The organism is Terrisporobacter othiniensis (assembly GCF_000808015.1).
Lineage (GTDB): Bacteria > Bacillota > Clostridia > Peptostreptococcales > Peptostreptococcaceae > Terrisporobacter > Terrisporobacter muris.
Genome location: NZ_JWHR01000115.1, coordinates 80,786 through 96,148 on the forward strand (window position 1 = coordinate 80,786; position 15,363 = coordinate 96,148).

General features: G+C 27.4%; 17 protein-coding genes. 12 read left to right on the forward strand and 5 right to left on the reverse strand.

Going from position 1 to position 15,363, the window contains the following annotated elements:
- Positions 1 to 75: 75 nt before the first annotated feature.
- Positions 76 to 942 (forward strand): aldose 1-epimerase family protein, encoded by an 867-nt coding sequence (locus tag QX51_RS14600; protein WP_039680628.1) that lies wholly within the window; start codon positions 76 to 78, stop codon positions 940 to 942.
- Positions 943 to 1,011: 69 nt separating this feature from the next.
- On the forward strand, positions 1,012 to 1,689 hold the full coding sequence (locus QX51_RS14605; protein ID WP_039680629.1) for a ferredoxin-like domain-containing protein: 678 nt from the start codon (positions 1,012 to 1,014) through the stop codon (positions 1,687 to 1,689).
- A gap of 103 nt (positions 1,690 to 1,792) precedes the next feature.
- Here the strand turns inward: QX51_RS14605 and srtB are convergent, their stop codons facing one another.
- Complete coding sequence (gene srtB / locus QX51_RS14610; RefSeq protein WP_039680630.1) at positions 1,793 to 2,488, reverse strand: class B sortase; 696 nt, start codon at positions 2,486 to 2,488, stop codon at positions 1,793 to 1,795.
- A gap of 150 nt (positions 2,489 to 2,638) precedes the next feature.
- Between srtB and QX51_RS14615 the strand changes: the two genes are divergently transcribed.
- The 6 genes from QX51_RS14615 (at position 2,639) to QX51_RS14640 (ending at position 7,305) form a co-directional block, all read left to right on the forward strand.
- Complete coding sequence (locus QX51_RS14615; RefSeq protein WP_052233076.1) at positions 2,639 to 3,319, forward strand: CPBP family intramembrane glutamic endopeptidase; 681 nt, start codon at positions 2,639 to 2,641, stop codon at positions 3,317 to 3,319.
- Between the two features lie 87 nt (positions 3,320 to 3,406).
- A complete protein-coding gene (locus QX51_RS14620) occupies positions 3,407 to 4,045 on the forward strand; it encodes a CDC27 family protein (protein WP_039680631.1) in 639 nt (212 codons plus the stop codon).
- Positions 4,046 to 4,134: 89 nt separating this feature from the next.
- The gene (locus tag QX51_RS14625; protein WP_039680632.1) at positions 4,135 to 4,779 is read left to right on the forward strand and encodes an HAD family hydrolase; all 645 of its coding nucleotides are present in this window, start codon (positions 4,135 to 4,137) and stop codon (positions 4,777 to 4,779) included.
- 50 nt (positions 4,780 to 4,829) lie between these two features.
- Entirely contained in the window at positions 4,830 to 5,426 is a 597-nt protein-coding gene (locus tag QX51_RS14630) for a cytidylate kinase-like family protein (RefSeq protein ID WP_039680633.1), read from the forward strand.
- A gap of 149 nt (positions 5,427 to 5,575) precedes the next feature.
- Positions 5,576 to 6,508, forward strand: coding sequence for a 1-phosphofructokinase (gene pfkB / locus QX51_RS14635; RefSeq protein WP_039680634.1), 933 nt, complete (start codon positions 5,576 to 5,578; stop codon positions 6,506 to 6,508).
- Positions 6,509 to 6,663: 155 nt separating this feature from the next.
- On the forward strand, positions 6,664 to 7,305 hold the full coding sequence (locus QX51_RS14640; protein ID WP_039680635.1) for a hypothetical protein: 642 nt from the start codon (positions 6,664 to 6,666) through the stop codon (positions 7,303 to 7,305).
- A gap of 54 nt (positions 7,306 to 7,359) precedes the next feature.
- Here QX51_RS14640 and QX51_RS14645 read toward each other — a convergent pair whose 3' ends face one another.
- The gene (locus QX51_RS14645) at positions 7,360 to 8,310 is read right to left on the reverse strand and encodes an urease accessory protein UreH domain-containing protein (RefSeq protein ID WP_052233077.1); all 951 of its coding nucleotides are present in this window, start codon (positions 8,308 to 8,310) and stop codon (positions 7,360 to 7,362) included.
- 158 nt (positions 8,311 to 8,468) lie between these two features.
- Between QX51_RS14645 and QX51_RS14650 the strand changes: the two genes are divergently transcribed.
- The 4 genes from QX51_RS14650 (at position 8,469) to QX51_RS14665 (ending at position 13,610) form a co-directional block, all read left to right on the forward strand.
- On the forward strand, positions 8,469 to 9,137 hold the full coding sequence (locus tag QX51_RS14650) for a response regulator transcription factor (RefSeq protein WP_039680636.1): 669 nt from the start codon (positions 8,469 to 8,471) through the stop codon (positions 9,135 to 9,137).
- A complete protein-coding gene (locus tag QX51_RS14655; RefSeq protein WP_052233078.1) occupies positions 9,127 to 10,230 on the forward strand; it encodes a sensor histidine kinase in 1,104 nt (367 codons plus the stop codon). The genes QX51_RS14650 and QX51_RS14655 overlap by 11 nt, the downstream gene beginning before the upstream one ends.
- Before the next feature lie 95 nt (positions 10,231 to 10,325).
- A complete protein-coding gene (locus QX51_RS14660) occupies positions 10,326 to 12,809 on the forward strand; it encodes a heavy metal translocating P-type ATPase (protein WP_141660798.1) in 2,484 nt (827 codons plus the stop codon).
- A gap of 393 nt (positions 12,810 to 13,202) precedes the next feature.
- Positions 13,203 to 13,610: a VOC family protein gene (locus QX51_RS14665; protein ID WP_039680637.1), complete on the forward strand. Its 408-nt coding sequence runs from the start codon at positions 13,203 to 13,205 to the stop codon at positions 13,608 to 13,610.
- A 61-nt stretch (positions 13,611 to 13,671) separates the two neighbouring features.
- Here the strand turns inward: QX51_RS14665 and QX51_RS14670 are convergent, their stop codons facing one another.
- From QX51_RS14670 to QX51_RS14680, 3 genes are all read right to left on the reverse strand, one after another.
- A complete protein-coding gene (locus tag QX51_RS14670; RefSeq protein WP_039680638.1) occupies positions 13,672 to 13,989 on the reverse strand; it encodes a DUF1540 domain-containing protein in 318 nt (105 codons plus the stop codon).
- A gap of 11 nt (positions 13,990 to 14,000) precedes the next feature.
- On the reverse strand, positions 14,001 to 14,546 hold the full coding sequence (locus QX51_RS14675; RefSeq protein WP_039680639.1) for an NADH peroxidase: 546 nt from the start codon (positions 14,544 to 14,546) through the stop codon (positions 14,001 to 14,003).
- Between the two features lie 218 nt (positions 14,547 to 14,764).
- Complete coding sequence (locus QX51_RS14680; protein WP_039680640.1) at positions 14,765 to 15,334, reverse strand: HD domain-containing protein; 570 nt, start codon at positions 15,332 to 15,334, stop codon at positions 14,765 to 14,767.
- Positions 15,335 to 15,363: the final 29 nt, after the last annotated feature.

The window sequence follows — 15,363 nt, forward strand, 5'->3', positions numbered from 1 at the left end:
GCTATCTTGCAAAAGATAGCTTTTTTTACATAATTTATATTTATTAACTATAATATAGATGAATTTGGAGGATATATGTATATTTTAGAAAATGAGGATCTAATAATAGAGAGTAAAAGTAGTGGAGCGGAATTAACAAGAATATATTCGAAGAAGTATAACAAAGAAGTTCTTTGGAATGGAGACAAGAAATATTGGGGGAGGCAGTCACCGATACTTTTTCCTATTGTAGGACGATTAAAGGAAAATGAAACTCTAATAGAAGATAAAATATATAATATTAATCAACATGGATTTGCTAGAGATATGGATTTTGACTTAATTAGTATAGATAAAAAGTCTATAACGTATAAGTTAACTTCAGATGAGAAGAGTAGAGAAATATATCCATATAATTTTAATCTTTTTATCTCATACACAATAATCGATGAAAAAGTTAAGATTACTTGGAAAGTTGAAAATATAGACTCGCAAGAAATATATTTTTCAATAGGAGGGCATCCAGCTTTTAATATTTCATCACCAGAGAACTTAATTGATTATTATATTGAATTTAAGTGTAGAAAGAATGTGAATAAAATTAATTTAGAGGGCCCTTATTATGGTGAAATAGAGGAAATAGAATCTTTGCCTATATTGGAGCTGAATTCTAGCGTATTTGAAAATGATGCTATAATTTATACGAATATAGATAAAGTTTCATTAAAATCAAGCAAAGAAGAATTCTATATTAATATAAATATTAAAGATTTTCCGTTGGTAGGGATATGGACTCCATATTATAAAGATACGAATAGTACAGCACCATTTATTTGTATAGAACCTTGGTATGGATTAGCTGATAGTGTTGACTCTAATAAGATATATAAAAATAAAAAATATATTAATAAGTTAAATATTGGAGAGAGTTTTGAAGTTAGTTATGATATTGAAATAAAGTAGATAAAATAAGTTTTATTGTTGTATACTAAAATATTAATTAATTTATTTATACAAAGGAGATATGTGTAAATGAGTGTATATGGAAATTTACAAAAAATAAGAAATGGAAAAAGAACGTATGCCATAACACCACATATTCCAGGTGGCTTTATTCTTCCCGATGATTTAATAAAAATAGGAGAAGTGGCTAAAAAATATAAAGGTGTTTTAAAGCTAACTTCTGGTCAAAGAATTTTAATTACAAATTTGAAACAAGAAGATTTACCTGCAATATGGGAAGAGTTAGGTATGGAGCCAGCTGTAAAGGTGCAAAATTCACTTAAAAATGTAGAAATATGCCCAGCAAATTATTGCAAACGATCAAAATACCCTACTATTGGTATTGGAATGAAACTTAGTAAAAAATTTCATGGCATGGAACTTCCTTGCAGAACTAAAATAGGAGTGGCAGGATGTAAAAATGCATGTACTAGTGTATATTCTAAAGATATAGGAGTAATGGTTGATTTAGATAGTACTTTTTATATTACTGTTGGTGGTAGTGCTGGATATTATCCAAGAAGTGCAGATTTAGTTACTAGAGGCTTAAGTGAAGAGGGAGCATTTAATTTAGTTAAAACTATACTTTATTATTATAAAAATACAGCTAATCCAGGTGAAAAATTAGGCGATTTTATAGATCGAATAAGTATAGAGACTTTTAGAGAAGAAGTTCTTAATCTAGCTAACTTAGAGCTTAAATTGTAATGTAAAATAGTTTGAGATTATAATGAAAATAAATACTCCTTTATGGCAATGATCAAAATATAAAGTCAATGCCGAAAAGGAGTATTTTTTATTAAGTATATATTTATTTTCTTACAGCAAATATAGCTGTCCTAGCGTTGTCATATTCATAACTACAAGTTGATAAAGTTATTATTTGATCCTTTGAACTTACAATGTCTCTACTATGCATAGATTTGCTTAATATTTTATTTAAAAATTTATTAAAATCTTCTTCATCAGTGAAACCAACATCATTATATCCGAAATCTGCATCATAAACACCTATGGCAAAGATTTCATACTCGTAGGTATCATCATCTGTTTTGAGAGTTATTATTTTATTGTTTTCAAAGAATTCCTTATCTTTAAATTTTTCCATCTGTCCAAACATGGTTGAATTTCTCATATGATGACCATAGATAACATTGTTAGAATCTGTCTTAAAATCATTTCTATAGTCTAGAAATATTGAGCCAGCGGGTAAGTAGTTTTTGTTAAAATCATGATTTAGGTAAAAATCATTGTCGCTACCTTGAACTACAGGATAATCAATATTGGTACCTTCCACATTGAGCCAAAATTTATAATCAGAGTTTATTGATAATAAACTTTTTGTAATATCGTTCATATCTTTTGAATTTTCTTTTCTATCTCTAAGTTGAGAATAAACATTGTCAGCCTTTTTATAATCTCTTAAAGTGGTATAAATTTTGTAGCCAGATATACATATTGCGACTATACAAATTAGTGTTAATAAATTAAGAAAGAATTTTTTCATTACACCTCCCCTTTCATATATAATTTTATACATTATTTTACTAAAAATAAACACAAATTAATTAAAATTGAATGGTATCTGTAATTATTATAAAAAACAATAATAAACTTAAAGTGAGAAATTATTTAAATTAATACAAAGGAGTAAAAAATGAATAATAGTTTTAATAATAATACTGAATTAAATAATAATGAAAACTCTTACACCATGATAAAGATTATAATTTTACTAATTGGATTACAGATAAGTAGAATTATATTAAAACAAGGTGCATTTTTATTTTTATCATACAATAAATTTAATGACACATTTATATCCATGAGTATAATGTTTTTCCTTACAATATTTATAATATATAAATCTAAAAAAGAAAATGTTTCGTTAAATATATTTTCTTATATGGAGAATAAAGAATCTAAAATTTATTATCTTATTGTGACTAGTGCCTTAGTACTTTTAATTTTTACCTCGCCTTCTTTTTCATCAAAGGCATCTATTGAAACTATTTTACCTTTGCTTTATACAACTGTAATGACACCTATATATGAAGAGACTATATTCAGATCTTACATCTGGAAAGTATTGGAAAAAGAAAACATGGATGAAGCAAAAGTATATTTTTTAACTACAATATTGTTTTCTATTTATCATATTGGATATATAGATACAATTATTATGACAAGTGGATTTAATCATATGGCATTAATGCTTCTTATTAAATGCTCATTAATGTTGAGTTATGGTCTTTTCATAGGCTTTTTTAGATATAAAATAAAAAACTTATATTCTTGCATATTAGTTCATAGCTTTATAAACATATTTTTAAGATGAAAATATTTATAAATTATGGATTCTAAATAGTAATTAAGTACTATAATTAAAATAAGAAAACTAATTACTATGCAATGGAGGGGCAAGATGAAAAATATTTTTAGAGAGCTTAATATAAAAGAAGATTTTTCAGAAGAGGAAGTCAAGGAATCTTATTTCAATTTGATAAAAAAATATTATGATGAGTTAAATGTAGATGACTCAGTTTTCTTCCTTGCACAAAAAAGAATAGATAGAGTTAATGAAGCATTTGAAATTATTTCATCCATAAAAGACTTTGATTATTTAGAAAGTAAATATGATGTGCTGTATACAATATGTGAAGAATATAAAAAGAAGAAAAATTACAAAAAGGCTTTGTTAATATCCGATGAGCTTATTGATTTTATACCAATTTTTCCAGATAGTTACTTATTAAAAGCTGATATATTAGTAGAACTAAATGAACATGAAGAAGCTATTAGATATTTTGAAATTGCGGAAGAAATGGAAGAGGAGGTTAAGAAAGATCAATATATACAATATCTTAAAGCACAAAGCCAGATAGAAGTTAAAAAATATGAAGATGCTATTAAAACGTTAACGAATATTACCAAATTGTATGGAGACAATCCTTTTTTCTTTTTTGATATGGCATGTTGTTATGAAGAATTAGGTAATGAAAAAATGTATAAATATTATTGTGCTAAGAGGGATAAATATTGGAAAGATCATGGAAATGATTAAGAGGGTATAATCCCTCTTTAATTATGTAAAGAAATAAATTTGTATTTATGATATTATTAATAATAAATGACAAATTTAGGGGGACAAAGATGAAATACAAATTATGTTTATTTGATTTTGATTATACTTTGGCGGATACAACGAAGCCCATAGTAGAGTGTTTTAGGCATACTTTTGAAACAATGAATTTGGATGGATTTGATAGGGAAAGGGTTATTAAGACTATAGGGTTGACTTTGGATGATGCCTTTCTAGAATTAACTGGAATAAATGATAAAGAGAAGGTTAAAGAGCTTATAGCAATTTATAGGGTTAAATCAGAGGAGACTACAATTCAAAATACTGTTTTATTTGAAGATACTATAGAAACATTAAAAGCTCTTAAGGATAATGGAGTAAAGATTGGGATAGTATCTAGTAGAATGGGAGCTAGAATAGATAAAATACTAGAACATTTAAATTGTAGAAGATATGTCGACCATATAATAGGTTATGAAAATGTATTAACTCATAAGCCTAATCCAGAAGGTTTAATTAAAGCCTTAGATTATTTTAATTGCAAAAAAGAAGAAGTATTATATGTGGGAGATAGCTATATAGATGCTAAGGCAGCCGAAAATGGGCAAATAGATTTTGTTGGAGTCACTACAGGAACTACAACACAAAAGGATTTTGAAGAATATAATAATATTAAGATAGTAAATAATTTATCATCTATACTAGATGTTATGTAGTAAATATTATTTATTATTTTAATATTCATTTATAAAAGTGGGGGATACTTATGAAAGATAAATTTGTAATCACTATTAGTAGAGAATATGGTAGTGGTGGAGGAGAAATAGGAAGAAGGTTAGCTACACATTTTGATATACCATGTTATGATAAGGAATTACTAACTATGGTGGCTAAAGAAAGTGGATATTGTAAGGAATATTTTGAAAAGTATGATGAGAAACCATTAAAGGTTTTAAGTTATTTTGGATTTGATACTTGCTCAAGTACTCTACCTATTAATCACCAATTATTTTTAAAACAATTTAATTTGATACAAAAACTTGCCAGTGAAAACTCATGCATATTTGTTGGAAGGGCATCAGATTATGTATTAAAAGAATTTGATAATGTAATTAATGTATTTATTCATGGAGATTTTGAATTTAGAAGAAAAAGAGCGATAATTGAACATAATGTAAAAGAAGAAATAAGTGCTTCTGTTGTGAAAAAAATAGATAAAGAAAGAGCATCTTATTATAAATACTATACAGATTCATACTGGGGAGATGCAAAGAATTATCACATATGCTTAGATACCAGCTTTATGGGAATAGATGAAGCTATAAGAATAATAATAGACTTTATTGAAAAAGGATACAAATAATAAATTTATATTTTTCTTGAAAAATATATTACTATGTATAAAGAATAGATTTTTATAAAATGGTAATTTATTACAACGTTAAAAGAGAATTAAAGTATAATAGACTGTAGAGTGCAGATTTTTAACAATAAATTATAAGGAGATAAAAAATGATTTCAACTGTAACTTTGAATGTATCTATTGATAAAGCATATAAAATAAAAGGTTCTGTAGAGTCTGGGAAAGTAATTAGAGTATTAGAGTGTAATAATACTGCAGGTGGAAAGGGCTTAAATGTTTCGAGGGTAATTTCTATTTGTGGAGAAGAAGTTTTAGCCACAGGATTTGTAGGTGGTCATTGTGGAGCATTAGTTGAAGAATTATTGGAAAATGATAACATAAAAAATCAATTTACACATGTAAATAGTGAGACAAGAAGTTGTATTAATATATTAGATGAGAATAATATATCGACAGAATTTTTAGAAAAAGGATCTTATGTTAATAAGAATGAGATAGATAAATTTATAGAGGACTTTAATAAAATAATAGATAATAGTAATATTATTACTATTTCAGGAAGTGTACCTCAAGGTGTGCCAACTGATATTTATGCCACTTTAATAAAAATGATAAAAGCTAAAAATAAAAAAGTTATTTTAGATGCATCGGGTGATTTATTAAAAGAGGGTATAAAAGCTTTACCAACGATGATAAAACCTAATAGTGAGGAAATGGAAAATTTATTAGGTATTAGCATTAATAATAGAGAAGAAGTAATTAAAAGTGCTATAAAACTTTATGAAAGTGGAATAGAATTAGTAGTGGTATCACTTGGAGGTGATGGTGCATTACTAGTTTGTGAAGAAGGGGTTTATCATGGAAAACCACCTAAAATTAAAGTTGTAAATACCGTGGGATGTGGAGATTCTATGGTTGCAGCATTTTCAGTGGCCATGGAAAGAGGTTATTCAAATACAGACAGTTTGAAGTATGCCGTATCTATTTCTGCAGCCAATGCAATGACTTTTTCAACAGGTAATTTCAACTCAAAAGATGCAGATAGTATATTTGAGAATACAATAATTGAAAAAATTTATTAAAAAGATGTAGATAAGTTTTTATAAAACTTATCTACATCTTTTTTTGCAAATAAAGAATAGCTAATAACGTCACTAAAAGGCAATATAAAGAATAAAGTATTGTAGAGCTATATTGAATCAAGATAGTAATTAAATATATAGGAGGAAGTAATAAAATGACTATAAAAGATAATTCAACAAATAGTAATTGTGAAGAGTGTAAAAGATGTAAAGAACCTTGCCCTTGTGGATGTGAGCGAATATGTATATGTAAATGCGATAAACTATCTTATAACAATAATAATTGTTGTTACCTACACCCAAAAGATATATGTATAGCTCAAGTTAACGATCCTAAGCTTTTTCAAATAATAACTAATAATCAAAACTTATATCTTACAGCTATACCTCTTGATATAAATACATCATCTTATAAGATTGAATCAAGTGTTATTCAAAGACCAAATGATACATTAGTAATAAATGAATCAGGTGTTTACTCTATATATGCTTCTTTAAGATATAGTTTTAAGTTCAATGAAAATGCAAAAAAAGGTGATGTACTTAGGGTAGCTTTTAAAATAAATGGAAATGATGAAGAGATTTTTGGAATAGATAATACGATAACTGTACCTAATATTGTTGACGGGGAAAGTAAAGAAATAATAAACACAATTCAAGGAAATAAGTTACAGGTTATAGATGAAAATTTACCTTATAGAATCAATATTTCATTGAAAAATTTTGAATTTGATTTAACAGTTTTAAATCAAATAATAATTTCAGATTTAATTTTAATTATTACAAAAATAGTTTAAATAAGTAAAATAAACCGATAAAACTTTATCGGTTTATTTTATATTATAATATCTTTATATAAAATTAAGTCCAGGTTTCATCATAAAGATACCTAGTACAATAATTAAAACTCCGGCATATTTGTATATTTTTTCGTTGAATGATTTACTCATTCTAGATGAAATATAAGCAAATGATAACATAATAGGAAGTGTTCCTAAGGAAAATACAAACATGGATGAAGCTCCCATTATAAAGCTCCCACTAGAGAGAGCATATAGTTGCATGGTTTGCAGAGGTCCACATGGTAAAAAACCACTTAAATAACCTACGATGAATGGATTTTTATGATTATTTACACATGTACTTTTTTTAAAAAATATAGGAAGTCTAATATTATTAAATATTTTAATTCCAATCATATGAAGTCCAGAAATTATCATAAAAATGCCGGCAACTATTTTAATAAAGCTTTGGATTTGTATAGTAGAAGAAAAAATTGAACCAAGAGCACCAACAATTCCACCAATAATAGTATAAGAGAGTATACGCCCACTATTGTAAAGTAGGGCAATTTTAAAAGATGACTTTTTATCACTTATATTATCCTTTCTATTTATAGTTTGTGTAAGTAAAATTCCTCCACACATTCCAACGCAATGAAAGGATGTAAAAAATCCTAGTATAAGTAACATAATAAAAGAAGTTTCAATACTAGTGAAAGAGTCAATTGATCCTGTTAAAGGATTATTTCCCAGGAAAAACATAGATATTACTACAATACTTAGACATAAAACTTTTATTAACATATTGTTATTTGATGAAAAACCAGAATTTTTAATAGCTAATTTAATTTTATCATCATTACATAGTTCATTTTCATAAGTAACGATAACCATAGAGTTTTTATGATCAGCATTTATATTTATAATACCTTGTAACTTATTAATTTCTTCTTCAACAACCGCTTCGCAGGAATGACATTTCATTCCATAAACATCAAAAAATTTCGTGATCTTACTCATAGTTTTACCTCAATATTAAATAAGTTTATATCATGTATATTATATTCTAAAATTATGAAAAAATAATGAAGAATAGAAATATTTAAATTTAAAAAATTCATAAAGAATATATAATTTTATGTTATTGTAAATTTATAAGGAAATTTTTAGGAGGAATTATGTTTAATATATTACTAGTAGATGATGAAAAAAAAATAACAGAAGTTGTAAAAGCTTATTTAGATAAAGAAGGTTATAATACTTTTGTAGCTCATGATGGTAATGAGGCATTAAATTTATTTCATAATAATGAGTTTGATTTAGTAATCTTAGATAGAATGTTACCAGACATAAGCGGTGAGGAAATTTGTGAAAAAATTAGAGAGACATCTTTAGTGCATATAATAATGTTAACAGCAAAAACTGAAGACGAAGATAAAATAGATGGATTTAACGTTGGATGTGATGATTATATTTGTAAACCATTTAATGTGAAAGAATTAGTTTTAAGAGTGAAGGCTGTGTTCAGAAAAATGAAAAAAGACGAAATTATAAAAGCTGGTGATGAAATAGAGATTAATACTTTATCACATGAAGTTAAAATAAGAGGAAATGATGTAAGTTTAACAAATACAGAATATAAGCTGCTATTATTATTTGTAAATAATAAAAAGAAAATTTTTACTAGAGAAGAATTACTAGAGCTAGTTACGGATGATTATTATGAAAAACTTGATAGAATTATAGATGCCCATATTAAAAATTTAAGACAAAAAATAGAAGAAGATACGAAAAAGCCAAAAATAATACAAACAGTATATGGAGTGGGGTATAAATTTGGAATTTAATAAGAAAAAATTAAATCTTAATAAGAAGTTAATATTTTATTTAGCAATGGTAATGATATGCATAATCGTTATCATGGCTGTAAGCGTAAATCTATCAGTGGAAAAGAAAACTATTTATTATTCTTCAAATATGGTTGAATTATCTAAACAATCCTTAATTAAAAGTAGAGTTCTGTTTTTACGAGATGTGAAGAACGTAATTATAGGAATATCTTTACTTATGATTATAGTTGTAATATCTATTTCTATCTTTTTATCCCAAAAGATTTCAAAGCCTATAATTGTTGTGTCAAAAATGACAGATTTTATAAAGCATGGGGGGTATGATCAGACTTTAGAATATGAAAGTTCTATTGTGGAGATAGATAATTTAATAAACTCAATTAATGAGCTCTCAAAAGAGCTATATAAAATGGAGGAAATGAGAAAAAAATTAACTTCTGATATTTCTCATGAACTTAGAACACCTTTAACAAGTATTCAAACACACTTGGAGGCAATGATAGATGGAGTATGGGAGCCATCACCAGAAAGATTAAATAGTGTAAATGAAGAAGTAATTAGACTTAGTCATTTAGTGAATCAATTAAAGAATCTTGCTAAATATGATAATGAAAAAAATAAATTGCAAATAAGTGAAGTTGATTTAAAACAATTAATTAAAAATATTATATATAATAATCAAAGTTTTGCATTTGAGAAAAATATAAAAATAGAGTATTACTTGGAAGAAATTATAGCAAAAGTAGATAAAGAAAAAATATCTCAAGTAATAGTTAATTTAATATCAAATGCCATAAGATATACTAATTGTAATTGTAAAATAGAAGGGAAAATTGTTATTAGACTATATAAAGAGAATGATTTTATTAAAATAAATATAAAAGATAATGGTATAGGAATTCCAAAGGAAAGTTTAGATTATATTTTTGAAAGGTTTTATAGAGTAGATAAGTCAAGATGTAGAAATACAGGAGGGACTGGAGTTGGACTAACTATATGTAAATCTATAATTGACTTACATAAGGGTAAAATAGAAGTAAAAAGTGAAATAAATGAAGGAAGTGAATTTATAATTACACTTCCTAGTTAAAAATTTTAATCTTCATAAAATATTCATAAAGTTATTGTAGGATGTTATTGTAGTAAGATAAATAGAATAAAAATGACTTATGAAAGGAGAAAATCATGGATACAAAAATGAATGTTGATGATATAAAAATAACTGGAATGACATGTGCATCTTGTGCAAAAGCTGTAGAAAGAGCTGTAAAAAAATTAGATTCAAGTGTAGAGGCTAATGTGAATATGGCAACAGAAAAACTAAGTATATCTTATGATAAGGATAAAGTTAAAGATGAAGATATACAAAAAGCCATAGAAAAAGCTGGCTTTGGAGTAATAAAAGAAGTAGAAAATAAGGAAGTTATAATCCCAATTGGAGGAATGACATGTGCATCATGCGTCAAAGCAGTGGAAAGAGCTGTAAAGAAGATAGATGGTGTAGAAAATATTCAAGTAAACTTGGCCACAGAAAAAGCATCTATTTCATATAAAGCAGAAAAAGTAAAATTATATGAGATAAAAGGTGCTATAGAAAAAGCTGGATTTAAAGTTCTTGAGATGGAAAAAAAGCAAAGTGTTGATGAAGACAAGATAAGAAAAGAAAAAGAGATGAATACATTGCTTGTTAAATTTATAATATCAGCTATATTTGCTGTTCCTTTATTCTACATAGCCATGGGAACTATGATACCAGCACCAATTGGACCATTACCAGTACCAGAAATAATAAATCCTAATGTTAATCCATTAAACTTTGCATTAGTTCAATTGTTTTTAACTATACCAATAATTATAGCTGGAAATAAGTTTTTCTATAAGGGAGTTAAATCTATGGTAGCTAAAGCACCTACAATGGATTCTTTAATTACAATAGGATCAAGTGCAGCTCTTATATATAGCTTATATTCACTATATTTAGTAGCTAATGGTGATGCAATGGCTGTACATCATATGTATTTTGAAAGTGCTGGTGTAATAATTACCCTTGTATTGCTTGGAAAATACTTTGAATCTCGTGCAAAAGGTAAAACAGGTGAAGCTATTAAAAAATTAATTGGACTTAGTCCAAAGACAGCAATAATAATTAAAAATGATAAAGAGATAGAAATGCCAATAGAAGAGGTTGAAGTTGGAGATATTATAATAGTTAAACCAGGTTCTAAGATACCTGTAGATGGTATTGTTATAGAAGGTCATACTTCAGTTGATGAATCAATGTTAACAGGAGAAAGTATACCTGTAGAAAAAAATGTTGGTAGTTCAGTAGTAGGCGCTAGTATAAATAAAAATGGTACTATAAGATTTAGAGCTGAAAAAGTAGGTAGTGATACAGCAATATCTCAAATAATTAAATTAGTAGAAGATGCTCAAGGTTCAAAGGCACCAATAGCAAAACTTGCTGATATAATTGCAGGATATTTTGTACCAGTAGTTGTTGTAATAGCCATAGTTTCAGGACTTGCTTGGTTTATAGCTGGTAAAGGAACAGTATTCTCACTAACAGTATTTATCGCTGTTTTAGTCATAGCTTGTCCTTGTGCATTGGGACTTGCAACACCAACGGCTATAATGGTTGGTACAGGTAAAGGTGCAGAAAATGGTATTTTAATCAAGGGTGGAGAAGCTTTAGAGACTACCCATAAAATTAACACCATAGTATTTGATAAAACAGGTACAATTACAGAAGGTAAACCTGTAGTTACAGATATAATAACTTACGGAGAAATTACAGAAGAAGAGTTGATAAAAGTAGCAGCAAGTGCAGAAAAATCTTCAGAGCATCCTTTAGGAGAAGCTATAGTCAGAGATTGTGAAGAAAAAAATCTTGAGTTTTACAAATTAGATAAATTTATGGCAGTACCAGGTTATGGTATTGAAGTTGTCATAAATGGAAGTGATATTTTACTTGGAAACAAGAAATTGATGAATAGCAAAAATATAGATCTTGTAGATTTAGAAGAAACATATGATAGACTTGCCAGTGAAGGTAAGACACCGATGTATATTGGAATTAATAATAAAATAGCTGGTATAATAGCTGTTGCTGATGTTGTTAAAGAAAATAGTGCAAAAGCTATCAAAAAGCTTCATGATATGGGAATAGAAGTTGTCATGATTACTGGAGATAATAAAAAGACAGCAGCGGCAATAGCCAACCAAGTTGGAATAGATAGGGTTTTAGCAGAAGTTTTACCTCAGGATAAATCAATTGAAGTTAAAAAGCTTCAAGAAGAGGGAAAATTCGTTGCCATGGTTGGTGATGGAATTAATGACGCACCAGCTTTAGCTCAAGCAGATATAGGTATAGCCATAGGAAGCGGTACTGATGTGGCGATGGAATCTGCTGATATAGTTTTAATGAGAAGTGATTTACTAGATGTACCAACTGCTATAAGGCTTAGCAAAAGTACAATGACAAATATTAAAGAAAATTTATTCTGGGCATTTGGTTATAATGTAATAGGTATACCAGTGGCAGCTGGGGTTTTATACTTATTTGGTGGACCTCTTTTAAATCCAGTAATAGCAGCTCTTGCTATGGCATTTAGTTCAACATCGGTTTTATTAAATGCATTGAGATTAAAAAGATTTAAGGTAGAAAAATAAAATAAAGTATAAATGGCTAATCTAATTTTAGATTAGCCATTTATACTTTAAAAAAGCGGAGGAATAATTCTAAAGTATGTAATAGATGAAAGTACAGCGTTTTGTATTATAGTGTTAAACTATTTACAGTCATAAATATCTTCTTAAATATCATCGATTATCCAATCTAGACAACAATCATTGTCATAAGTAGCTACATATAGAAATAAGTTCATTAAAATTATATAAGATATAAGTACAATTTAAGGTTTTAACCTCTTACACCAATATATTACTTAATAAGTGTAATATATTGGTGTAAGAGGTTATAAGGGTTATTATATTTTTTATTATTATGTATAATAGATACTAGAAGGTATTTTAAAGAATATAAAAGGAAAATAGGAGAAAATTATGAGCATAAAAACAATACATCATGTATGTATTCAAACAGAAAATTATAAAGAGTCATTAAATTTTTATAAAAATATATTAGGATTTGTACTAATAAATGAGACAAAGAATTTTCATGGAAGAGAATATAATACCTGGCTAAAATTAGGTGACTTTATGATAGAATTACAAACACCTAAAAGTGGTAGTGAATTTAATAAATGGAATAATCTAAATGCAGGACCAGTACACATGGGATTTATAGTTGATAACGTAGAAGAAGAATATGAAAGAATAAAAAAATTAGGGTATACAGATTTTAAAGTTAAAAATGGAGAGATAGTTTATCAAGTAGAAGGGGAAAGTTTATTTAAAATAAAGGCTCCAGAAGGAACTGAAATAGAAATAAGAGATACTGACATTATATAGTAAATAAGTGGAGACTAATATAGCTCTCCACTTATTTGTTTATAGACTTTTATAAGTATATTTATTCGTGTTTAAATGTAGAACAGCTAGTTTCTGTATAAATATTAGCATTTGATCCATTTACACTAATATTTTCAGCAGTACAAGCTAAATTTCTATTATATACACAAGTTTTAACTGTACAAACTAGAGCATCACATGGACCACAAGCATTTGTATTATTAGTTAAAGTTGAATAATTTTTTGCATCAAGGAAGTTTCCACAGCAAGTACTACATGATTCTTTTGCTGAACCTCCAGTAATATTAACTATATTAGAATAACAAGTATTAGATTTGTTATGAGAACAATTAGATACATTACAATTAATTTTAGTCATTTGAAAACCTCCTATTTAGAAAAATATCTATCTAATAAACCTTTGAAAGCTCTACCATGTCTAGCTTCATCTTTACACATTTCATGAACTGTATCATGTATAGCGTCTAAGTTTTGTTTTTTAGCAAGAGTAGCTAATTCTTTTTTACCAGAACAAGCTCCAAACTCAGCTTCAACTCTAGCTGATAAATTTTGTTTAGTACTAGGATATACTACTTCTCCTAATATCTCGGCAAATTTAGAAGCATGTTCAGCTTCTTCCCATGCTATTCTCTTATAAGCTTCAGCGACTTCAGGGTATCCTTCGCGGTCAGCTTGTCTACTCATGGCAATATACATTCCAACCTCTGTACATTCACCCATGAAGTTTGCTCTTAGACCTTCTATTATTTCTGTGTCTATATCTTTTGCTATGCCTATTCTATGTTCGTCAGCCCATACCATTTCATCTTGTGCTTCTACGAATTTGTCTGCTCCAACTTTACAAATTGGGCAAACTTCCGGTGGAGCATCTCCTTCATGTATGTATCCACAAACAGTACAAATAAATTTTTTCATCTATTACACTCCTTTACTTATTTATGTAACAATTTTATTATTTTCATAAAAGAACTAATATATGCACTGAATAAATTAAAACTTACATAAGATGAATATAAATTTAATTGATAATAACTATGATTTTTAGTAATATGAGAAGGCGAAGTAAAATTGAATTTTTTGTGAGGATATATTTATATGAAAATTATTTATTAGATTAAGAAAATAAAAGTCACTCAAATAAGATAAGTGGCTTGTATTTTATTTATACTATCATTATTTAATTCTTTTTTTAGGTTTTTTAAGTAGTTAGAAAACTCTACTTGTTCAGAGCTGTGATCAATATTTAAAGTATATTCTAGAGGAATCCATGTTGATAAAGGAGCCTCATTATGTTGTAATACAACTTCCATTTTGTCTAAAGCTTTATAAATTTTTGACTCTATGGTTTTTTGCTCATCCATTTCTATAAACAAATCTCTAACTTTTTTATTATAAGGATCAGGTAGAGAATCTATCCAAGAATATAATTTTTCGATTTCTATTTTTTCATGATTTTCAGTTTTGTTAAATGCAGGGATATCTCCTGTAAAGGCTTCACCCATATCATGAAAAATGCACATTTGAATTACCTTATTTATATCAGCTTGTGGGAATTCATCAGAAACAAAATATGCTAATAAAGACAATCTCCAACTATGCTCTGCAACACTTTCTTGTCTAAGTGTAGAAGTCCAAGAATGTCTTGTGTAGTTTTTAAGATTTTCCGCTATACCCATAGTATCTATTAATTTTCTAGTATCCACGTATTATTCCTCCAAGGTTTCTTAAATTT